Origin of the sequence: Tenacibaculum sp. SDUM215027 (genome assembly GCF_050566205.1) — a bacterium.
Lineage (GTDB): Bacteria > Bacteroidota > Bacteroidia > Flavobacteriales > Flavobacteriaceae > Polaribacter.
On record NZ_JBNXUE010000006.1, the window covers coordinates 113,374 to 135,338 of the forward strand.

Sequence of the window (21,965 nt, forward strand, 5' to 3'; positions counted from 1 at the left end):
CTAAAGTTTCTCTCTTGCCTAACCTAAGCTGCCTTTTTACTTTAAAACTATAGTAACCAACACCTTAAAACCACTTCTATTACTGCTTTCTTTTCAGACGATAAAACCCTTCATACATATTAAAATTCTACCGTATATTTGCTGTCTATTCTTCATATTATGAGCAAAAAAATAACTATAGCCATTGACGGTTTTTCATCTACAGGAAAGAGTACTATTGCTAAGCAATTAGCCAAAGAATTGACCTATATATATGTTGATACCGGAGCAATGTATAGAGCTGTTACTTTGTATGCTATGCAGCAAAACTATATTTCTGAAAGTCATTTTAACTCTGAAGATTTAATTGCTGATTTACCTAACATTTCTTTGTCTTTTGCTTTTAATGAACAACTTGGTTTTGCTGAAATGCTTTTAAACGGAACCAATGTTGAAAGAGAAATTAGAACCATTGAAGTTTCTAAATTGGTAAGTAAAGTTGCTGAAATTTCTGAAGTTAGAAAAAAGTTAGTTCGTGAGCAGCAGGAAATGGGTAAAAACAAAGGTATTGTTATGGATGGTCGTGATATTGGAACCGTAGTTTTTCCTAATGCTGAACTAAAATTATTTATGACTGCTTCTGCCGACAAACGTGCTACTCGCCGTTATAAAGAATTAATTGACCGTGGTGACAAGGTTAACTATGAAGAAATCTTACAAAATGTACAAGAACGCGACAGAATAGATTCTACCCGAAAAGATTCTCCTTTAGTGATGGCAGATGACGCTATTGAGTTTGATAACTCAGACATGGGACTCAAAGAACAATTTGAACGTATTATGAGTCTGGTTAATCTTAAAGTCCAGTAAGAATAAGCTTCAACCATCGTTATATTAAAACCTACAAAGTTCTTGTAGTTTCTTTTTGAATACTTTGTGTAAAGTTGTAAATTCCTTACATGGAAAATCTTCAAAAAATAATCAACGTTACCCAAATACGAAAAGCTGACGAGCATACTATTACTAAAAAAGGGATTACCTCTTTTGCTTTGATGGGACAAGCATCTTTAGCGTTTGTAAAAGCTATTGAGCCTTTATTAAATCGCTCTCTAAAAATTGCCATTGTTAGTGGAGTAGGCAATAATGGAGGTGACGGATTTGCTATTGCTAGAATTTTAAAAAGTAAAAAATACACCGTACAACCTTTTTTAGTTCAATTTAAAGATACACTTAGCTCAGATTGTGATATTAATTTTCAAAAACTTGATGATACTATCATTATAAAATCAACTAGTAAAGTTCCTGACTTCTCTGAATATGATGTAATTATTGATGCTATTTTTGGTTTTGGCCTTTCCAAACCTATTACTGGTTTTATAAAACATGTTATTGAAAGCATTAATAATGCTAAAAAAACTGTGTATGCCGTTGATGTTCCTTCTGGATTGTATTGCGATAAGTTACCTGATTCCGATACTGTTGTACAAGCAGACCTAGCAGTAAGTTTTCAACGACCAAAACTTTCGTTCTTTTTTCCTGAAAACGGAAATTATGTAAAAAACTGGATAACGGTTGCTATTGGTTTAGATGAAGAATTTATTCAGCAACAAGAAAGCAACTACTACATTTTAAATGAACAAATTACTGATATTTTAATATCAAGACCACGTCAATCACACAAAGGAAGTTACGGGCATGCATTATTAATTGCTGGTTCTTACGGAAAAATGGGAGCTGCCGTATTATCTTCTAAAGCTTGCTTACGAAGTGGTGTAGGGTTATTAACTAGTTATGTACCAAAATGTGGATATCAAATTATGCAATCTTCCATTCCAGAGGCTATGTGCCTAACTGATGAGAATGAAGAATTCGTGACCCAACTCCCAGAAATTTTCAAATACAACATTCTCGGGATAGGTCCTGGAATAGGTGTTAACGAAAAAACGACACAACTTGTTAAAAAATTAGTATCGGAAAGTAATAGTCCGTTAGTAATAGATGCCGATGCTATAAATATTATTGCTCAAAACGAAGGATTAAAATCGTTACTTCCTAAAAACTCTGTCTTAACTCCACATATTAAAGAGTTTGATAGATTGGTTGGAAAATCTGACACCTCAACTGAACGTTTTCAGAAGCAACTTGAGTTTTCTGCAAAATATCAATGTATCGTAGTTTTAAAAAATGCATATACTGTGGTTTCTTCTCCTGAAGGGAATTTATACTTCAACACTTCTGGAAACCAAGGAATGGCAACAGGTGGTAGCGGTGATGTACTCACAGGAATTATCACAGGCTTATTAGCACAAAACTACACTCCTTTACACGCCGCTTTGTTGGGTGTGTTTTTCCATGGAAAAGCAGGTGACGATGCCGCTTGTAAAAAAGGATACAAAGCCTTAATTGCTTCTGATATTATTGATACTTTACGAATAGAAAAAAGTTAGTTTTCTTTAGTAATTGACTGAATTAGTATTGCTAATAACATTACCAAACCACACCCTAAAGCGTTTAACCATAGGTATGGTAACCAATCGATATACCAAACTGTAATAATTAATAGTTGCGTAATAATTGCTGCAATAAATACTGCATTTCCTTTAACAAACTTTATAAAAAAGGCTAATAAAAAGATACCTAAAACGTTTCCGTAAAAAATAGAACCAATAATATTTACGAGCTGAATTAAATTATCAAATAAATTGGCTATACAGGCGACTGAAATTGCCAAAATACCCCAACCTAACGTAAACCATTTTGACATTTTTACATAATGTGCTTCGCTATGTTCTTTCGTTGAATTTCGTTTGTATAAATCAATCACTGTGGTACCAGCTAAGGCATTTAACTCAGAAGCTGTAGAAGACATAGCTGCTGATAAAATTACTGCTAATAACAAACCTATTAATCCTTTTGGAAGATTATTCAATATAAAGTGGATGAACACATAATCTTTATCGTTTGTTTCTACCAGTGGATCAGCTTTTGAAATAACAGTTTTCGCTGTTTCTTTTAATACTTTATCTTGCTTATTAAACTCTTGAATTTTTACTACATTTTCAGGTGTTAATCCTTCAAAAATTAATGCTTTTTTTCGTTCTTCTATAAATCGATGCTGCTCATCTAGTTCAACATACTTTTCAATCGTTTCGAGATTTGAATTCGCTATCGCTTCTCCTGCTTTTGGATTAAAGTTTAACGGCGCCGGATTGAATTGATAAAACACAAACACCATCACTCCTACTAACAGAATAAAAAACTGCATGGGTACTTTTAGCAATCCATTAAAAATCAAACCTAATTGACTTTCTCGTAATGATTTTCCTGATAAATAACGTTGTACTTGACTTTGATCTGTTCCGAAATAGGATAACATTAAAAATGTTCCTCCTAAAATACCTGTCCAAACAGTATAACGATTATTTAAATCCCAAGAAAAATCGAGTACCTGCATTTTATCGGAAGCCCCTGCAATTTCTAGCGCTTTTGTAAATGTAATATCGTCAGGTAAATATTGTAATATCAAATAAAAAGCAACAAACATTCCTGCGAAAATTACTGCCATTTGTTGTTTTTGTGTAACACTTACCGCTTTGGTTCCTCCAGAAACAGTATAAATAATTACTAAAACACCTATAATAATGTTTAGTGATACTAAATCCCAACCTAAAACTGCTGACAAAATAATAGCGGGTGCAAAAATGGTAATTCCTGCTGCTAATCCTCGTTGGATTAAAAATAAAATTGCGGCTAACGTTCTTGTCTTTTGGTCGAATCTTCCTTCTAAATATTCGTAGGCCGTATATACTTTTAGTCGGTGATAAATAGGAATAAACACCAAACAAATAATTACCATAGCAATAGGCAATCCGAAGTAAAATTGCACAAAACCCATTCCGCTATGAAATGCTTGTCCTGGAGTTGATAAAAAAGTAATAGCACTGGCTTGTGTTGCCATAACCGACAAACCAATTGTCCACCACTTACTTTGGTTTCCTCCTTTTATATAATCTTCAACATTTTTACTTCCTCTGGTTTTCCAAGCTCCGTATAAAACAATAAACAATAAGGTTACTGAAAGAACAATCCAATCTATTTGTTGCATGTTTATTTTGTATATATGTTAGTGATTATGTAAAATAATACGATGTACACCAAATTAGCTACTAAGACTAACGTGTACTCTTTTTTCCATACATACTTTTTACCCATACTTTGTTTGTTTTATTAGTTGATTACTGTTTTGGTTTTTCATAGAAACTATCGGCTAATGAAGCTTCACTTAACAAAGGCATTGCAAACTTAATTGGTCCTTTTGTTGGTTCTGTTGGCTGTCCTTTTTCATTTTTAGCATACCAAGTTATGGTTTTTGGCAACAACAAACCGTTAACATTTTCCCAATCGTTATATCTTATAATTTTATAAGCATCAGTTGGTTCTTTACTAAAAAAGGTAACTGTATACCCTAACCAAGCCATTTGTTTTGTTTCTGGATGGTAAAATATAAAATAATTATCATCTGGTGAAGTTCCTACGTTAGCTTTATAAGAAATTTTCACCCCAGGGTAAGATATCCCTTCAAAAGTTAGTGGTTCAGTTTCTGAGTATATAATTCCATCATCAGCTAATACAAAAGGCATTGCATAAAAGTAGAAATATAAGTTATAATAAAATTTAGGGTCTCTCTTAAAAGCTGTTGAGTCTTGCTGTTGTAACCACACCTCTCTTCCATCAAACCCTAAAGAATATTCAGGTGAATTAACTACTATTTTTCTTGAATGCAAATCTGTAGTGTGCTCTTCATTTTTTAACGTAAACGATAGTGTTTTCATTTTCTTCCATTGTTCAATACCTCCGTGTTTTTCAAGAACCACTTCTAATACTTTTGGATATTTTAACGCTGCTACCTCTTCTTTTTTGGTTATTTCCTTCTTAACTTCTTTTTTACACGCTACTGAAACAAGGACTATAGCGATTAGTACTACTATTTTTTTCATGATAATTGATTTATTCTAATTGGTCGAAACTGCTACTATACATTACAACAAAAATAAAAAACTCTCTAAAATACATTTAGAGAGCTTTATGTTAATTATAAAATTGAATGAATTTATTCATCCGTTAAGGCCTCTATAAAAGCTATTAGGTCTTCAATTTCTTTTTCTGACAAATTCAATTTATCTGATGGTAAGGTTTGATTTGGCACTTTGTGTCCTAATCCTTGTCCTCCACCCTTATTATAAAAATCAACTACTTGTTCTAAAGTTTCATATACCCCATTGTGCATATAGGGGGCCGTTTTGGATACATTACGAACGCTAGAAGTTTTGAAAAAGTATTTTCTTTCTTCAGTTTTAAATATATTATAAGCCCCTAAATCATTATCTAACTCAGTTTCTTCTATATTTGGAACTCCTATAGACTCTACTTCTGTCTCTGTAAAATTAGGAGGAACTGTTCCGTTAAACACAGGTGGAAAGTGACAGGTTGCACATTTTGCTTTTCCCATAAAAAGGTTAAACCCATTGATTTCAGAAGTTGTTAAAGTACTTTCTTTATTATTGATGTTTTTATCAAATTTTGAGCTAAAATCGCCTAAGCTTCTAATATAGTTTGCTATTGCGTTTCTGATGTTAAAATCAGTTACTTTTCCATATAAATCAGTAAATGATTTTGTGTATGCACTATCATTTTTTACAGTTTCTGTCAAATTTTCTAAGTTGGTATGAAACTCATTTTTGTTTTCAACAACTCCAACAATTTGTCCTTCTAAACTTCCCGCTCTTCCATCATGAAAAAAGGTTTGTTGATAAGCTGCATATGGTAATGTGGGTGTATTTCTTTTTTGCTTCGGAAAAGTTGCTAATCCGTCAGTAAAAGCCTTGTCTTTAATATGACAAGTAGCACAACTCATCACTCCATCTTTCGACAAGTTTTTATCATTAAATAACTTTCTACCTAAAGCTATTTTATCTTCAGACATTGCGTTCTCTAACTGATGATAATCATTAAAAAAATCGACATTAAAGGTTTCTTTTGAAAACAACGAGGTAATGTTATTATTGAACGCCATTGTTAATGGGAATTCTACTTTCCAATCTTCTGCAGTTTTTGTTAATAATTCTAATTGTTTATGTGCGTGATTTTTGATGAAATCGTAACGATTAAAAGTAGTAAAATCACCTTTTTGTAATTCTTTTTGAGTTGTTTGTAATTCATTTACCCAAGTAGCATATAAATTTGTATTTGAAAATTCACTTTTATGGGTTTTTACAATAAATAGTATAGTCTCATAGTTTATTTTAGCTTCGATAAGTGACTGTTCTAACACAGGAGAGTCAAAACCTGTAATTCCAACCAAAGCTATTCGTGCAATCTGATCACGTAACAACCATAATACATGATATTTTTTTAAATATAATGTGTTATTCGCTGCTATTAATTTAAGTCTATTTGCTGCAATATTTATAGCATCTTTTAAAGCAATGACATCAACCTCATTTTCATGCAATAACTCTTCAATGACCTGAAATCCGAAAGGGCTTCTTATTTTTATATTTGTAGCATCTTCTTCATCAACCCTTAAAAGATTAGGACTGTTTAAACTCTTGTAGTTTTCTTTATCAGCAAATGCTAAAATAGGTTCTATTAATTTGAACTCTCTCCTTGCTGATTTGTACTTTTTAATTTTTTCTGAAATAGCATCAACAGTATTTATTTCCTTTAAAATAGAAACACAACTGTCGAGATGCCTCGTATAATACTCTTGAACTTTTACAACTAAAGTTTTATCTTTTACCTTTTTATAATTTGCCGTTTTTTCTTGCTTACAGCTAATTATAGATACTAGAAAAAGACACATGATAACATATGCCTTTTTTATTATTTGAAAATTGTTCGTCATTATCTATTTAATCCTTGAACTACATATAATTGACTCCCTTCTTTTGTAGTTTCTGCTGCATCATTTGCATTTGCATCAGTGAAAGCACCACCATCCGTAGGAACCCATCCATGATTTTGAGTAATTAATAAAAAAGTGTCACTTACTCCAATAGTTTTAGAAATATCAATCATACCAGTAATTTCCCAAGCGCTATCTTGATAAGATGCTCCATAACCTTGTGCAGAAGCTGCAACTTGATCACATTCTAATACTTTTTTTAATTCTTCTGTCTTTAAATTGTATTGATACAAACTAGCTGCGTGATTCTTTTCTCCATCAAAATATCCATTTGGATCTTCTTGAATATACGCGTAATTTTCAGTAACTACGATGTTATCAGGACTATGAAAAGCACTTGCTTTACCATCTAACTTATCTCCATCTAGCACACATGTAATTTTAGCTACTCCTGTAGGATCATTTTCATTTAACTCTACTTTATAAACACGTCCATAAATAGTTCCTTTTCCTACTAAACCTTCTTTTTTACGACCTGTTACACAAAAATAAATTTCACGATTGTTTTTAGCTGAACCTCTTCTCCAATCAATATCTTCTAAACGAGAGAATCCCATAACACCTTTTTCCTTAGCTTCAGCATCTAATAAATCGATATTCTTTTCGGTTAATTCAACAAAAGAAGCATTGTATGTTGTACCCTCTTTCATATCTACTTCATAAGTAACACCTTCATCAGTTACTTTTAAACCATATAATTTACCTCCTTCTAAATCTCCTCTATCACCTACATACATTCCTAATTGCCCTGAAGGAACCATATTATCTCCATGATCATCTCCAATAAACACAACTGTTTTATCAGTATATGCTTCTTTACTTAATGGCACTGCATTTTCAGTAACCCATTGCCCCATAGCTGTTAACATTCTTGGAGAACTTGCCGCTGAAGCATCTTTAAAAGGATCAGTTGCAAAAACCCCTTGAGGTCCATCTCCCCATTCTCCTCCTGATAAATATAAAGGACCAAAACCGTGTTCTTCTTGTGTTATTAACGTCCCTGAACATTGAGCAGAACCTCCTGTTGCTATAGCGTTTAAAATATACTCACCATGAACTGGTTTAAAAGTTTTATCTAATTTAATACGAGCAATAGAGTAATCTGCCTCAATATTATTTATTAAAGTATAAGTACCATCTGAGTTCCTCATTAATCCAGCCCCATCAGCCATAGAACCATACACAAAGTTTGGAGTATCTTCTAATTTATCTTCAGATGATAATAAAGGAAAAATGTTTACTCCAGAAAACTCTGATTCTAATTTTAAGAAGTTGGGAGTTTTAGAGTGTGCTTTTAATTCAATTGAACCTCCGTGATTAGGTGTACTATCAGAATCACACGATGATAAAGTGATTGCACTACAAACACCTAAGAATCCTAATTTAAGTAAGTTTTTCATTATTATGTTAATTTTGTTTATACCGGCAAATCAACAACACTTACTTTAAGAAGCCCTTAGCTGTAGTTTAAATATACCTCATCAAAAGGTTATGAACTTTAACTAAACTTAAACAGATGCACTTAATAAGTTTACATAAATCCCATTAAACACTAACAATCAAAAAGGTACAACTTAACCTTCTCTTAACTTAGTTAATATATACTTATAAGATATCACAAATTTTCCCTTAATAAAAAAGAACGCCTTAAAGGCGTTCTTTTACTTACTTCATTTTTTTACTTTGGTTAGAGTAAAAATCTTTTTCTTTTTTTTCATAGAATTTCCCCGACGACGTGATATAAATCCCCATTTTCATATCTTACCTTATTCAAGGCTTAATTTTTAACCGAGACAAAAATAAACCGTCTATTTTTGTTTTTGGTAAGTCAGTGACTTACTAAAAGTAAGTCACTGACTTACTTTTTCATTAAAACTGAAGAAAAAATACTTTAAAAGCTAAAAAACACCTTAAAATAATAATTGTTTAAAATTATATATATTTGCTTTTTATGAAAAAAATGAATTTACATATAGCACAAAAGCTTGTTAGCTTAAAATGTAGTTTTCGCGGGAATCCTGATGAAGGAATCTTTCGAAACAGGACATTATATGTTAATTATAATGAAAACTCAAATATGATTTGATTATAAAAACTAATAATATATAAAGCGTCCAATTAATTTTGGACGCTTTTTTTTATATTTTTTTTTGAAAAATGGAATTTTAATTTAAAACATACTAAAAACTCTTAATTGAATCCTAAGATACTAACGCACAAAACGTTACAAAAACACTACTTATCTGGATATTATCCGGACAGCCTCCTCTTACCCTAAAACTAACACAACCACTTGATTATTAGTGTATTAAACAATAAAAACACTTGTTTTATTGTGAAAATTTCGTATATTTGTACCATACTTATTAAGATATACTTAATCGGTACTAAACAACAAAGCTATTTAGAACTATGAAATTAATTTATGTAAACACAAAAATCAGCTTACCTCTTAGAGAGGGTACTGATTATGCAGTAATGAAAGACAAGGATCTTTATTGTGGAGCAAAATATTTAATGAGGAATTAGTAATTATTCTACACTTATATATAACACAAAAGCGTCTTTTTAAAAAAGACGCTTTTTTTTATTAAAAAACATATTTTCAACAAGTTAAAACTTGTATAATTCGTTTTTTTTCACTATATTAAGAAGACAAAATAAATGCTATGAAAACATTAAAATTGCACATACTAAATGAAAAAGGACGTTTACTCATTAAACAAGAACACTTACTAAAAACTTACTCACTATTTACACTTGTGTCACTATTTTAGAGTAAAAATCAACTAGCGTTTATTCAAAAATTGCAAACGCTTCTTTTTTACGATATAGTAGAATTTCCTGAAGTCTGTTGTACTCAATAGGCCTTAACAGTAACGCATCTTCACGAATTGATGTTTAAATCAATTTAATTCTACATACTACCCAAACACTTGGGTTAGATGACTATTGCCTCATTTAAAAAATGATGTAATACACACGAAAATTTATTTCGATGCTATACGAGCTGCACATGCGGCTAGAAAAACTATTGTCAAAATTTAAAAATTGAAATTATGAGAACTTTAAAACTTACACTACTAATAAGCACGTTATTTTTGTTAACTACAAGTTGTACAGACTTAACAGAAGATATTGTACCAAACAACACTGTTAACCAAACAGAATTAGTTTCAAACACTAATGTACCTACTGATAGTACTGGAAATGACGGTGCTGGTGGAATTACCGACTTTGATACAGGTGATGATGGAAGCGGTAACAATGGAGATGGAACTAAAGGAAATTAACCTTATTTATTTATAAGCTTTTAACAAAATTGTTAAAAGCTTTTTTTTTAGTTTTGTCTAAAATCAACAACCTTGAAGTATTTTAAAAAAAGCTTTTTTTTATTTATTATTCTCTTTTCAGTAGATTCTTACTGTTTCTCTCTTCCCTTACAAGAAATAAAACAAAATGATAGCATTAAGCTGTGGCTCAAACAAGCCAAAAATAAAAAACTAGATACAGTTTCCAAAAAGAAATTACTTCTTAGATCTTATAATTACATTAAAAAGCACAACATAAAAACACCTTTAGAATTTAGCTCTATCGCTTATGAATTTTATAAATTAAAGGATACCATACATTTTTTTAAAATCAACAAAGAAGCATTACAACTTGCAAATAAAACTCATCACTCCTATGCTATTGGTGATACTCATTGGAATTACGCTACTTATTATGTGAAATTGGAAATTTATGAAAAAGGCTATTTTCATTTAAATGAAGCCTATCAAAACTTTATTAAAGGTGGATTTAAAAATGAAGCTTCACAAACCCTACAAGGGATGGCTAATATAAAAGGAAAGTATAGAGATTATACTGGTAGTGAGATTCTCGGTATAGAAGCTATCAAAATCTTTAAAGAACTAAAAAATTACAAACGTTTATACATTTCCTATAATCATCTAGGTTTATTACAAGTTGATATAAAAAATTATGATAAGGCTTTATTTTATTATGACAAAGCTCTATTCTACTTAAACAAAACTAAACTTTTAAAAAATTATAATGAGAATTTATTAAACAACATAGGTCTAACTTATTTTAAAAAGAAAAAATATAAAGAAGCGATAAGTTACTACAATAAAGCCATTTACAATAATTATCAAATAGATAATTTAGCTAGATTAATAGATAATCGTGCCTACTGTAAACTCTTTATGAAGGATACCATAGGGATAGAAAAAGATTTTCACTATGCTTTAAATATTCGAGATAGTTTAAAATATAAAGAAGGCATACTTATAAATAAAATTCATCTATCAGACTTTTATTTATACTCTAAAGATAGTACCAAAGCTCTACAATATGCTAAAGAGGCTAACTCAATTGCTAAAGAATTAAAAAACGGTAGAGATTATTTAGCTTCTTTAAAACAGCTCGCCAACTTAGATAAACAAAATTCTAAAAAATACTTAGATCGTTATATAGTGTTTAACGATAGTTTAATTAGTGCTGAACGAAGAATACAAAACAAATTTACTCGTATTGAGTTTGAAACAGATGAATATATTGAAGAAACCGAACGTTTAAGTCAACAACGTATATGGATTATTGTAACTAGTTTTGCTGGTCTGTTAGTTCTTAGCTTACTATATTTTTTACGTGTACAAAAAGTAAGAAATGAGAAATTAAAACTAGAGGCGGAACAACAAAAAGCTAACGAAGAAGTATATGTGTTAACACTACAACAACAGGCTAAACTAGAAGAAGAACGTGTTAACGAACGTAATCGTATATCGGCAGAACTTCATGATGGTGTTTTAGGAAAACTTTTTGGTACTCGTGTAAATCTTGGTTTTTTAGCTATGCAAATGAAACCTGAAACTCAAGATAAGCACCAAGCTTTTTTAGACGAATTACAAGAAATAGAAAAAGAAATTAGAGACGTTTCTCATAGGTTAAGTGATAATTTTGATAGCTCAAACATTAACTTTACGACTATTTTAACTCAACTTTTAAAAGACAGAAGCACAATTGGTAACTTTAGCTATCAAATTGATTTTGATAAAACTATTCCTTGGAATGAAATTAGTGAGGTTACTAAAGCCAACATATACCGCATAATTCAAGAAGCTTTACAAAACATTATAAAGCATGCAAAGGCAAAAAATGTTATCTTAGACGTCTCATTTAATAAAAAAGAGCTTATTATTTCGTTAAAAGATGACGGAATTGGTTTTAATACCGAGAAAAAGAAAAAGGGAATTGGTATAAAAAATATTACAGCAAGAGTAAAAAAACTAGGTGGTAATTTAGAGTTTATTTCTAAAGAAAACCAAGGAACTACGCTTGTCATTATAACCCCTTTTAATACAACAAATGGAAAACAAAAAGTATAACGCTTTAATAATTGACGATCATCCCTTAATATCAGAAGCTTATAAAAGCGCTTTTACTTATATTGAAAGTCAAGGTGAAAACATTTCTTTTCAGGTACAAATAGCAAATAACTGTGGTGCTGCTGATGAAATTATAGAGACATACTCCTCTTCTAATCAACCAATTGAAATTATCTTTTTAGATATTAGCCTCCCTCCTATGGAAGAAAAAGGTATTTTATCTGGTGAAGATTTAGGTTTGATTATTAATGAAAAACTACCTGATTCTAAAATTATTATCTCAACTACTTTTAACGATAATTACCGAGTACATAGTATTTTAAAAAATGTAAATCCTGATGGTTTTTTAGTTAAAAACGACATTACACCTGTAGAGTTGGTTCACGCTATTGAAGAAGTACTTAATGATCCTCCATATTACAGCAAAACGGTAATGAAAATGATGAGAAGTCAGGTTTCTAATGAATATTTTTTAGATGATTTGGATCGAAAAATCTTATATGAGTTATCTATTGGTAATCGTGTAAATAAATTACCTAATATTCTTCCGTTATCGTTGGCTGCCGTTCAAAAAAGAAAACGACAAATGGCTAAAATTTTTGGAGTTGACAATTCTGATGACCGTGATTTAATTTTAATAGCAAAAGAAAAGGGATTCTTATAAGAACCCCTTTTTTATTTTTTTTAAAATCTATTATCAATTATACTTTGTACAACTTCAGGGTTTAAGAGTGTAGAAACATCTCCTAAATTATCTAATTCATTATGTGCTATTTTTCGAAGAATACGACGCATAATTTTTCCTGAACGTGTTTTTGGCAATCCTTCAGTAAACTGAATTTTATCTAGCTTAGCGATAGGTCCAATATGCTCAGTTATTATTTGATTTATTTCTTTACGTAAGTTATCTTGATTTCTTGCTTCTCCAGTTTCTTTTAAAATCACATATCCATACAACGCATTTCCTTTCACATCATGTGGAAAACCTACAATAGCACTTTCAGCAACTGCTGGATGCTCATTTACAGCATCTTCAATAGGTGCAGTTCCTAAATTATGTCCTGAAACTATAATTACATCATCTACCCTACCTGTAATTCTGTAATAACCTACCTCATCACGAAGTGCCCCATCACCTGTAAAATACATATCATTGAATGCTGAAAAATACGTTTCCTTATAACGCTGATGGTTTCCCCATATAGTTCTTGCCATAGATGGCCAAGGATATTTTATGCACAATCTTCCGTCAACTTGATTTCCTTTTACCTCTTTTCCGTTTTCATCCATTAATGCTATTTGGATCCCTGGTAAAGGTAACGTTGCATAAGTTGGCTTTGTTGGAGTGATATATGGTAATGGTGAAATCATAATTCCACCTGTTTCTGTTTGCCACCAGGTATCTACAATAGGACTTTTCTTTTTCCCTACATTATCATTATACCAGTGCCACGCTTCTTCGTTTATCGGCTCACCTACTGTTCCTAAAACTTTTAGTGATGATAAGTTGTGACTATCTACGAAATCTAAATTCTCTTTTGCTAATGCTCTAATTGCAGTTGGTGCTGTATAGAATTGGTTTATGTTATGCTTTTCAACAATTTCCCAAAAGCGACCAAAATCTGGGTAGCTAGGAACTCCTTCAAACATAACCGTAGTTGCTCCGTTTGCTAAAGGTCCGTACACAATATAACTATGCCCAGTAATCCAACCAATATCTGCCGTACACCAGTATACATCATTCTCTTTATAATTGAAAACATTTTTAAAAGTGTAAGCGGTATACACCATGTATCCTGCTGTAGTGTGTAACATTCCTTTGGGGCTCCCTGTTGATCCGGAAGTATATAAAATAAATAACGGATCTTCTGCATCCATAATCTCAGGGACACAATCATGATATGCTTCTTCCAGCAATGGTCCTAACCATTTATCACGCCCTTCTTTTAATTTAATATTTGAATTTATACGCTTTGCTACTAATACATTTTTTATAGTAGAACAGTCTTCTAATGCTTCATCAACAATACTTTTTAAGTCGATTGTTTTAGCCCCTCGGTAAGATCCATCAGATGTAATTACCATTTTTGCTTCACAATCGTTAATTCTCGTTGCTAATGCCGTTGAAGAAAACCCTGCAAAGACTACCGAATGTACCGCTCCAATTCGGGCGCAAGCTAAAACTGAGATCGCTAACTCTGGAATCATTGGTAAGTAAATACAAACTCTATCTCCTTTTTTAATTCCGTGGTCTTTTAACACATTAGCAAATTTACAAACACGCTTGTGTAATTCTTTATAAGATATGTGTTGGGCATCTTCTTTTGGGTTATTAGGCTCAAATAAAATAGCCGTTTTATCTCCTCTAATATGTAAATGACGATCTATACAATTTTCTGTAATGTTTAGCTTTGCTCCTTCAAACCATTTAAATTCGGTTTTATCAAAATCATAGTTTAAAACGGTATCCCATTTTTTTCTCCAAACAAAGTGTTCTTCTGCTATTTCTTCCCAAAATAACTCTGGATTTCTTACGGACTTTCTATATACTTGAAAATATTCTTCTAGGTTTTTTACGTGGTAGTTACTCATTCTTATACTTCTTTTATTTTAGCTAAAGCTACTAAAATAAATCATTTTTAATTGTTTATCAACTTATTAGTTCTTCTTCTTAAAACATATACTAATCTTTATCTTCTTGCTGCAATAAACGTGAACGCACAATAAAACGAACTCCTAAAGGAATTTCTAACGAAAAACTTGACCCTCTTCCTTCAGTAACATCAATTGTTAAGTGCGTATGCTTCCAATATTCATATTGATCTTTATTCATATAAAAAGGAACTTCATCTAACACACCTAACAGAATATCACTTTCATCTAAATACATTTCATCTTTAGGAAAAATCATTGGTGATGAACCATCACAACACCCTCCACTTTGATGAAAAATTAAATCTCCATGTTGTTTTTTTAGTTTTTCAACTATTTCTTTTGCCGCATCTGTTATTGCTACTCTTTGCATATTCTATTTTTAAATTATAAAATACTGGGCCTATATCAGCCCAGTATTTTCAAACAACTAAAAGAATCCTAACTTGTTTTTATCATACGATATCAACATGTTCTTAGTTTGACGATAGTGGTCCATCATCATTAAGTGGGTTTCTCTACCAAATCCTGATTTTTTATACCCTCCAAATGGTGCATGTGCAGGATATGAATGGTAACAGTTCACCCAAACTCTACCTGCTTTAATAGCTCTTGGAATTTGATATAACTGATGTGCATCACGCGTCCAAACTCCTGCTCCTAATCCGTACATCGTATCATTTGCTATTTCTAACGCTTCAGCTTCATCTTTAAACTTTGTTACACATACTACTGGACCAAAAATTTCTTCTTGGAATACACGCATTTTGTTATGTCCTTCTAAAATAGTTGGTTTAATATAAAATCCATTCGCTAGCTCTCCTTCTAATTTATTAGCTTCTCCCCCGCATAACACTTTCGCTCCTTCTTCTTTTCCTATATTAATATAGGCTTGTATTTTTTCATATTGATCGTTTGATGCTTGTGCACCTACCATCGTATTTACATCGTATGGACTATCTTGAACAATAGCTTTTGTTCTTGCTACCACTCGCTCCATAAACTTATCATAAATATCTTCTTGTACTAAAATACGCGAAGGACAAGTACATACTTCTCCTTGATTAAAAGCAAACAACACTGCACCTTCAATTGCTTTATCTAAAAATGCATCGTCTTCATCCATTACACTATTAAAGAAGATATTTGGAGACTTACCTCCTAATTCCATCGTTACTGGATTTAAATTTTTAGAAGCGTATTGCATAATTAACTGCCCTGTAGTAGTTTCTCCTGTAAATGCTACTTTATCTATTCTAGGGCTCGATGCTAATGGCTTACCTGCTTCTGGTCCAAAACCATGTATTACATTAATAACCCCTGGAGGAAATACATCTGCTATTTTCTCCATTAAAAGTGTTGCTGATGATGGAGTTTGTTCTGCTGGTTTTAATATTACACAGTTACCTGTTGCTAGTGCTGGAGGTAATTTCCATGACAACATTAAAAGAGGAAAATTCCAAGGAATAATTTGTCCAACAACCCCTAAAGGCTCTTTAATGTTCATTGATAAGGTATTTTGATCAAGCTCGGTAGCACTACCCTCTTCTGCTCTAATTGCTGCAGCAAAATAACGCCAATGATCTGCCGCTAAAGGAACATCTGCATTTAAGGTTTCTCGTATTGGTTTTCCATTATCACACGTTTCTACTAATGCAAACTCTTCTAAATTTGCCTCAATAATATCTGCTACTTTATTTAATAAAGATGCTCGCTCCGCAGCTGAAGTGTTTCCCCAGATTTCTTTGGCTGCGTTTGCTGCATCCAATGCTAATTCAACATCTTCTTTTTGTGATCTAGGATATTTTGCTATAATGCTATTATCAATTGGAGATGTATTTTCAAAATATTCCCCTCCTAATGGAGACACAAACTTTCCATTGATAAAATTTGCATAAGTGTCTTTAAATTTTGGTTTCGTGTAACTCATAAAACTTTGTATTTTTGTTTTTTACTTAAATCAACTATCGAAATAACACTTCCTCAATAAATACGTGTTAAAAATGAATATTTCGTAATTTTTGTAAAATTAAAACATCATATAGTCAATATATTGAACGTATTTATTAAATTGTAACACATATCTATTATCTCAAAAAAAGGATAAATAGAATTTTGTACTATTGATTATGAACCATTTATTAAGTCGACATAAAGAAAGTAGAAAACTTACTACTTTAATAGAGAACAGAACTACGTATAATGCTGAATATGCTGAGTTAAATATTTTTGAGACTCATAAAAGTGCTGAACAAGTCTCTTTGACTTTTGATTTTCCTGTTATAGCAAGTATGCTTACTGGGAAAAAAATAATGCATTTAGAAGGTATGGAACCTTTTGATTTCTTCCCTGGTGAATCTGTAGTAATGCCGACTAACAAAGAAATGATTATCGATTTTCCTTTAGCTGAAAAGAATAATCCTACTCAATGTTTGGCTTTAGGCATTGATTCTAATAAGATTGATGAGATAGTAGAAAAGTTTAATCATAACGTAACTATTGAACGTGAAAACAATAATTGGAAGCTAAATGAAACTTCTTCTCACCTAGTACACAATACAGATATTAATCATTTAGTAGGACGTTTGGTACACACTTTTACTGACCAAAATAAGTCTAAAGACATTCTTCTTGATTTAATGATTCAGGAACTTATTGTGAGATTATTACAAACTAAGGCTAAAGCTTTTATCTTAAATGATCCTTCTGGCACGCTTACAGATACACGTATAGGTATGGTTATTAAGTTTATAAAAAACAATCTTACTAATAAAGATATTACTGTAGAATTGTTAGCTAAAAAAGCTTGTATGAGTACGTCTCATTTTCATAAAAAGTTTAAAAATACCTTAGGAATTTCTCCTATTGACTATATAAATTCTGAAAAGATTAAATTATCTAAAAAACTTATAAAACAATCTAAAAACCTGCGAATCTCTGAAATAGCTTACAAATCTGGTTTTAATAATATTAGCTACTTTAACAGGCAGTTTAAAAAAATGGAGATGATTACTCCTCAGCAATTTAAAAAGTCTTTTATAAAAGAATAAATCATCAACTTTTTTCAAAAAACTTTTATAGTTACATTTGTTTTATATGGTGATATCTCTTTTTCTAGATGTTTTAAGTACTAATTGGTACATAATCTTACTTTTTTTTATTGTAGCTGTTCTATACTCCTCTGTCGGATTTGGTGGAGGTTCTAGTTACTTAGCCGTTTTAGCACTTACTGGGTTACTTTTTACACAAATTAGAGCTACTGCTTTACTTTGTAATGTGATGGTCGTTACAGGGAATGTTTTACTGTATACACAACAAAAACAATATGATTGGAAAAAGGTCATTCCTCTTACTTTATTTAGCATTCCCATGGCTTTTTTAGGTGGCTATTTACGTATAAGTCAAACGTTTTTCTTTATCCTGTTAGGTTTTACGTTACTTTTTGCTGCTATTACTATGTGGATTTCTAATAAAGTAGTTACTAATAATAACAAAACTTCTGATTTAAGCTTAACAAAAAACGCAGGTTATGGTGGAGTTATTGGTTTTATTTCAGGAATGGTTGGTATTGGTGGTGGTATTTTCCTAGCTCCATTGCTTCATTTAACCAATTGGGACACTCCTAAAAAAATAGCTGCTACAGCAAGTTTTTTCATTTTGGTAAACTCTATATCTGGGTTGATAGGTCAGTATACAAATCCTGAGTTTTCTATTGATTGGGCACTAACTTCTATTTTATTAATTACCGTTTTTATTGGCGGTCAAATTGGTAGCAGAATGAGTAATCAATTCTTTACTCCCACTCAACTAAAAAAGGCAACCGCTATTTTGATTGCCTTTGTAAGTATTCGGATTTTAATTAAGTACTTATTCTAATTTCGGTTTTTAGCTCCTTTTATTAATCTTTAGCTTTGGTTAGATGTAAACATACCTTTTTCTTTTTTATTCTGTTTTGAAAGATTGTTGTTTTCTTTCCTTTTTTTTCTAAAAACTTATATGTGTAAAATCCGTCTTCAAAAGAAAACTCATTTAGTGAAGTTGGATAAATCTTAAATTTACTTGAACTCCCTTTTCTTTGACTATACAGTTGGTTATTTTCCATCGTAATTAAACGAATTCCTCCATCTTCAAATTTATAAGCACCTACCCATTTTTGCAACTCTTCTTTTGATAAAGAAACGGCATTATTACCTGTAGAAAAAGGTTTATTAATAGCCAAAGTAGCTATTTTTATAGCTGTATTGGTTGGCGAATTACTTCCACAATTAGAAAATACAATTACATATACATCTTCACTAGGAACATATACTCCCATAGATCTATACCCAGGAATTGCTCCACCATGTTCAATAGTAGGTACACCATTTATTTCGTTAAAACTCCAACCATATCCATAGTTTATTTTCTTACCATTATTCAGTGTGTAATTGGTAAGCGCTTTATCAATTGTTTCTTTTTTTACTAATGTATTATTACGAATGGCTGTTTGCCACTTTAACATATCATCTACATTCGACATAATTGAACCTGCTGCATATGGTAACGATAAGCTTAAGTATTGAGCATTTGAAAACTCTCCGTTCCTTTTTTGATATCCTGAGGCTCTGTTTTTAATTAGTTTTGTATGACTTCCGTAGTAAGAAGAATTCATATTTAGCTTCTTAAAAATTCGTTCTTCAACAAATTTCGGATAACTCATTCCACTTACTTTTTCAACAATATATCCTAAAATAAAGTATCCAGAATTATTGTATTTATACTTTTTTCCTGGTTCAAAATCCATTGGCTCATTCTTAAAGAAATCAATAAATTTTAAAGGTGACTCATCTTTCGTCATAATTTCCCCAAACTTTTGCATTGATGTATAACTTTTAATTCCAGATGTATGTGTTAGTAAATTATGAACAGTAATTTGTTTTCCGTTCGTTGGATAATCAGATATAAACTTAGTTATATCATCTTCTAAACTTAGCTTACCTTCTTCTAACAACATTAATATTGAAACTGATGTAAACTGTTTTGTTATTGAACCTACTTCGAAAACATTTTCTGGCACCATGTTTACATCAAGCTCTAAATTAGCTTTTCCGAAAGCTTTTCTGTAAATAATATTTCCTTTTTTAGCTACCAAAGCCACTACTCCTGTTTCATTATTTTTGAATTGTGTTTGTAAAATTCCATCAACCTTAGATGTCAAATTTTGTGCTGACACTAAACTTGTTAACAAAAAGCATAAAGAGAAGAGTAAGACTTTTTTTATTTGAATTTGGTTTTTCATTTGGCTTGTTTTCTTGATTATTACAAATAGGACGGCTTAAAAATAAATAGGTTACATAGTTTTTTCTAAAAACGAAAAAAAGCAACGTAAATACGTTGCTCTTTCATCCCCAAAACATAGATAACTATTTCTTAGCCTAACCAAGCATTCATCATCCACAATGTTTTTTCTTGTTCTGCAATAAAATCACTCATCATTGAATTTGTTCCTTCATCTTCAGCTTCATCTGACAAATCAAGAATTGTACGTTCTATTTTTAATAATTCTGATAATGAATTAATAATTAATTTAACTGCTTCAACATCATTTGAAATATTTTTCCCTACTGGCACTCTTGATACACTAGTGTAATCTTCAAAAGTATGTAATGGTGTTCCTTGTAGCGTTAAAATACGTTCTGCAATTAAATCTACTTTTTCTTGTGCATCTGTATAAAACTCCTCAAACTTCATATGTAACTCAAAAAAGTTTTTTCCTTTAATATTCCAGTGCAACCCTCTTGCATTTTGATAATACACTTGAAAATTTGCTAATAATGTATTTAACTCGCTTACTAAGTTTTCAGTTTTTTGTTTATCTAATCCTAAAATTGTAGTTGACATATTGTATTGACTTTAAGTTTTTTACTTTTTCTATTGCAAATTTAAGGCAACTTTTAACGCTTTTACTATAAAGGTAATCGATTGTTTTAATATCTTTATCGAAAATTATTATTGAAATGACTATAACACAATTAAAATATACACTAGCTGTTGCTGAATATAAAAACTTTACCATAGCTGCTGAACATTGTTTTGTTACGCAACCTACGTTAAGTATGCAAATACAGAAGCTTGAAGAAGAATTAGATGCTAAGATTTTTAATCGTTCTAAAAAGCCAATTGAGTTAACTGAAGTTGGGAAACGTATTGTAGAACAAGCTAAAGTTATTGTTGATGAAAGTAATCGTATTATAGATATTGTACATCAACAAAAAGGTTATGTAGGTGGTGAATTTAGATTAGGAATCATTCCTACAATTATGCCTACGTTACTCCCTATGTTTTTAAAAACTTTTAGTAAAAATTATCCTAAAGTTCAGTTAGTTATTGAAGAGTTAACTACTGAAGAAATTGTTAGGAAGTTAATGGATGGTTATATTGATGCTGCTATCGCTGCTACTCCGTTAGAAAACGAAGCAATTAAAGAGCGAGTTTTATACTACGAACCTTTTGTTGGTTTAGTTCCTAGTGAGCATCGATTATTTAAGCAAAAGAAATTAAAAGTTGACGATTTAGAGGTTGATGATATTTTGTTATTAGAAGACGGGCATTGTTTTAAAGACAGTGTAATTAATCTTTGTAGAACAAATAAAAGAAGCTCAACACATCATTTTCAACTAGAAAGCGGAAGTTTTGATACATTGATTAAATTATCTAAAGACGGGTTAGGAATGACTTTACTTCCTTACTTAAATACTTTAGACTTAAATGAACGAGACAAAACTCATTTAAGAGAATTTGAATCTCCTTCTCCTGCACGTGAAGTTAGTTTGATTTATCATAAATCACAATTAAAAATGCAATTGATTGAAGCTTTAAAAAGTACTATTGATAGTGTAATTAGAGGGGCAATTGCTTTTAGTGATGTAGAAATTATAAGTCCTCTTCAGAAAAGTTAAGAAATAAAAAATCCCGCAAATTGCGGGATTTTTTATTTTAAT

At 31.2% G+C, this 21,965-nt stretch carries 17 protein-coding genes; 8 read left to right on the forward strand and 9 right to left on the reverse strand.

All coding sequences use genetic code 11. The annotated features are described in order from the left end of the window. Positions 1–159: 159 nt before the first annotated feature. Both cmk and ACQYZ7_RS13790 read left to right on the forward strand, forming a co-directional pair. Positions 160–849 carry a (d)CMP kinase gene (cmk, locus tag ACQYZ7_RS13785; RefSeq protein WP_430730304.1) on the forward strand — a complete coding sequence of 230 codons (690 nt, stop codon included), beginning with the start codon at positions 160–162 and terminating at the stop codon, positions 847–849. 89 nt (positions 850–938) lie between these two features. Then, complete coding sequence (locus tag ACQYZ7_RS13790) at positions 939–2,426, forward strand: NAD(P)H-hydrate dehydratase (RefSeq protein ID WP_430730305.1); 1,488 nt, start codon at positions 939–941, stop codon at positions 2,424–2,426. On the opposite strand, the gene ACQYZ7_RS13795 is transcribed toward ACQYZ7_RS13790, so the two are convergent. From ACQYZ7_RS13795 to ACQYZ7_RS13810, 4 genes are all read right to left on the reverse strand, one after another. Next, complete coding sequence (locus tag ACQYZ7_RS13795; RefSeq protein WP_430730306.1) at positions 2,423–4,084, reverse strand: sodium:solute symporter; 1,662 nt, start codon at positions 4,082–4,084, stop codon at positions 2,423–2,425. The two genes, ACQYZ7_RS13790 and ACQYZ7_RS13795, sit on opposite strands and share 4 nt — an antisense overlap. Positions 4,085–4,214: 130 nt before the next feature. Continuing rightward, positions 4,215–4,976 carry a DUF6503 family protein gene (locus tag ACQYZ7_RS13800; RefSeq protein ID WP_430730307.1) on the reverse strand — a complete coding sequence of 254 codons (762 nt, stop codon included), beginning with the start codon at positions 4,974–4,976 and terminating at the stop codon, positions 4,215–4,217. Between the two features lie 113 nt (positions 4,977–5,089). Then, positions 5,090–6,841, reverse strand: a complete 1,752-nt coding sequence (locus ACQYZ7_RS13805; protein ID WP_430730308.1) for a cytochrome-c peroxidase — start codon at positions 6,839–6,841, stop codon at positions 5,090–5,092. Between the two features lie 41 nt (positions 6,842–6,882). Next, positions 6,883–8,343, reverse strand: coding sequence for an alkaline phosphatase PhoX (locus ACQYZ7_RS13810; RefSeq protein ID WP_430730309.1), 1,461 nt, complete (start codon positions 8,341–8,343; stop codon positions 6,883–6,885). 1,659 nt (positions 8,344–10,002) lie between these two features. On the opposite strand from ACQYZ7_RS13810, the gene ACQYZ7_RS13815 reads away from it, so the two are divergent. The 3 genes from ACQYZ7_RS13815 to ACQYZ7_RS13825 all read left to right on the forward strand — a co-directional run bounded on the left by ACQYZ7_RS13815 (position 10,003) and on the right by ACQYZ7_RS13825 (position 12,997). Next, positions 10,003–10,236, forward strand: coding sequence for a hypothetical protein (locus ACQYZ7_RS13815; RefSeq protein ID WP_430730310.1), 234 nt, complete (start codon positions 10,003–10,005; stop codon positions 10,234–10,236). A 72-nt stretch (positions 10,237–10,308) separates the two neighbouring features. Continuing rightward, a complete protein-coding gene (locus tag ACQYZ7_RS13820) occupies positions 10,309–12,333 on the forward strand; it encodes a tetratricopeptide repeat-containing sensor histidine kinase (RefSeq protein ID WP_430730311.1) in 2,025 nt (674 codons plus the stop codon). Continuing rightward, entirely contained in the window at positions 12,314–12,997 is a 684-nt protein-coding gene (locus ACQYZ7_RS13825) for a response regulator (RefSeq protein ID WP_430730312.1), read from the forward strand. Before ACQYZ7_RS13820 ends, ACQYZ7_RS13825 begins: the two co-directional genes overlap by 20 nt. A 20-nt stretch (positions 12,998–13,017) precedes the next feature. On the opposite strand, the gene acs is transcribed toward ACQYZ7_RS13825, so the two are convergent. The 3 genes from acs to ACQYZ7_RS13840 form a co-directional block, all read right to left on the reverse strand. After that, a complete protein-coding gene (gene acs / locus ACQYZ7_RS13830) occupies positions 13,018–14,925 on the reverse strand; it encodes an acetate--CoA ligase (RefSeq protein ID WP_430730313.1) in 1,908 nt (635 codons plus the stop codon). A gap of 91 nt (positions 14,926–15,016) precedes the next feature. Continuing rightward, on the reverse strand, positions 15,017–15,358 hold the full coding sequence (locus ACQYZ7_RS13835; protein WP_430730314.1) for a DUF779 domain-containing protein: 342 nt from the start codon (positions 15,356–15,358) through the stop codon (positions 15,017–15,019). 57 nt (positions 15,359–15,415) lie between these two features. Next, positions 15,416–16,915 carry an aldehyde dehydrogenase family protein gene (locus ACQYZ7_RS13840; protein WP_430730315.1) on the reverse strand — a complete coding sequence of 500 codons (1,500 nt, stop codon included), beginning with the start codon at positions 16,913–16,915 and terminating at the stop codon, positions 15,416–15,418. 199 nt (positions 16,916–17,114) lie between these two features. On the opposite strand from ACQYZ7_RS13840, the gene ACQYZ7_RS13845 reads away from it, so the two are divergent. After that, positions 17,115–18,035, forward strand: coding sequence for an AraC family transcriptional regulator (locus ACQYZ7_RS13845; protein WP_430730316.1), 921 nt, complete (start codon positions 17,115–17,117; stop codon positions 18,033–18,035). 46 nt (positions 18,036–18,081) lie between these two features. Next, complete coding sequence (locus ACQYZ7_RS13850) at positions 18,082–18,861, forward strand: sulfite exporter TauE/SafE family protein (RefSeq protein ID WP_430730317.1); 780 nt, start codon at positions 18,082–18,084, stop codon at positions 18,859–18,861. Positions 18,862–18,883: 22 nt separating this feature from the next. On the opposite strand, the gene ACQYZ7_RS13855 is transcribed toward ACQYZ7_RS13850, so the two are convergent. Both ACQYZ7_RS13855 and ACQYZ7_RS13860 read right to left on the reverse strand, forming a co-directional pair. Continuing rightward, positions 18,884–20,263 (reverse strand): serine hydrolase domain-containing protein, encoded by a 1,380-nt coding sequence (locus ACQYZ7_RS13855; RefSeq protein WP_430730318.1) that lies wholly within the window; start codon positions 20,261–20,263, stop codon positions 18,884–18,886. A gap of 131 nt (positions 20,264–20,394) precedes the next feature. Continuing rightward, the gene (locus tag ACQYZ7_RS13860; RefSeq protein WP_430730319.1) at positions 20,395–20,865 is read right to left on the reverse strand and encodes a Dps family protein; all 471 of its coding nucleotides are present in this window, start codon (positions 20,863–20,865) and stop codon (positions 20,395–20,397) included. Between the two features lie 116 nt (positions 20,866–20,981). Between ACQYZ7_RS13860 and ACQYZ7_RS13865 the strand changes: the two genes are divergently transcribed. Next, positions 20,982–21,923 (forward strand): hydrogen peroxide-inducible genes activator, encoded by a 942-nt coding sequence (locus ACQYZ7_RS13865; RefSeq protein ID WP_430730320.1) that lies wholly within the window; start codon positions 20,982–20,984, stop codon positions 21,921–21,923. Positions 21,924–21,965 lie beyond the last annotated feature (42 nt).

Bases quoted from the DNA above. Each gene is read 5' to 3' on its own strand.
- ACQYZ7_RS13805 (WP_430730308.1), bottom strand. From the start codon at position 6,841: ATGTGTCTTTTTCTAGTATCTATAATTAGCTGTAAGCAAGAAAAAACG.
- acs (WP_430730313.1), bottom strand. From the start codon at position 14,925: ATGAGTAACTACCACGTAAAAAACCTAGAAGAATATTTTCAAGTATAT.
- ACQYZ7_RS13865 (WP_430730320.1), top strand. From the start codon at position 20,982: ATGACTATAACACAATTAAAATATACACTAGCTGTTGCTGAATATAAA.
- ACQYZ7_RS13850 (WP_430730317.1), top strand. From the start codon at position 18,082: ATGGTGATATCTCTTTTTCTAGATGTTTTAAGTACTAATTGGTACATA.
- ACQYZ7_RS13855 (WP_430730318.1), bottom strand. From the start codon at position 20,263: ATGAAAAACCAAATTCAAATAAAAAAAGTCTTACTCTTCTCTTTATGC.
- ACQYZ7_RS13835 (WP_430730314.1), bottom strand. From the start codon at position 15,358: ATGCAAAGAGTAGCAATAACAGATGCGGCAAAAGAAATAGTTGAAAAA.
- ACQYZ7_RS13840 (WP_430730315.1), bottom strand. From the start codon at position 16,915: ATGAGTTACACGAAACCAAAATTTAAAGACACTTATGCAAATTTTATC.
- ACQYZ7_RS13825 (WP_430730312.1), top strand. From the start codon at position 12,314: ATGGAAAACAAAAAGTATAACGCTTTAATAATTGACGATCATCCCTTA.
- cmk (WP_430730304.1), top strand. From the start codon at position 160: ATGAGCAAAAAAATAACTATAGCCATTGACGGTTTTTCATCTACAGGA.
- ACQYZ7_RS13815 (WP_430730310.1), top strand. From the start codon at position 10,003: ATGAGAACTTTAAAACTTACACTACTAATAAGCACGTTATTTTTGTTA.
- ACQYZ7_RS13845 (WP_430730316.1), top strand. From the start codon at position 17,115: ATGAACCATTTATTAAGTCGACATAAAGAAAGTAGAAAACTTACTACT.
- ACQYZ7_RS13810 (WP_430730309.1), bottom strand. From the start codon at position 8,343: ATGAAAAACTTACTTAAATTAGGATTCTTAGGTGTTTGTAGTGCAATC.
- ACQYZ7_RS13795 (WP_430730306.1), bottom strand. From the start codon at position 4,084: ATGCAACAAATAGATTGGATTGTTCTTTCAGTAACCTTATTGTTTATT.
- ACQYZ7_RS13790 (WP_430730305.1), top strand. From the start codon at position 939: ATGGAAAATCTTCAAAAAATAATCAACGTTACCCAAATACGAAAAGCT.
- ACQYZ7_RS13860 (WP_430730319.1), bottom strand. From the start codon at position 20,865: ATGTCAACTACAATTTTAGGATTAGATAAACAAAAAACTGAAAACTTA.
- ACQYZ7_RS13800 (WP_430730307.1), bottom strand. From the start codon at position 4,976: ATGAAAAAAATAGTAGTACTAATCGCTATAGTCCTTGTTTCAGTAGCG.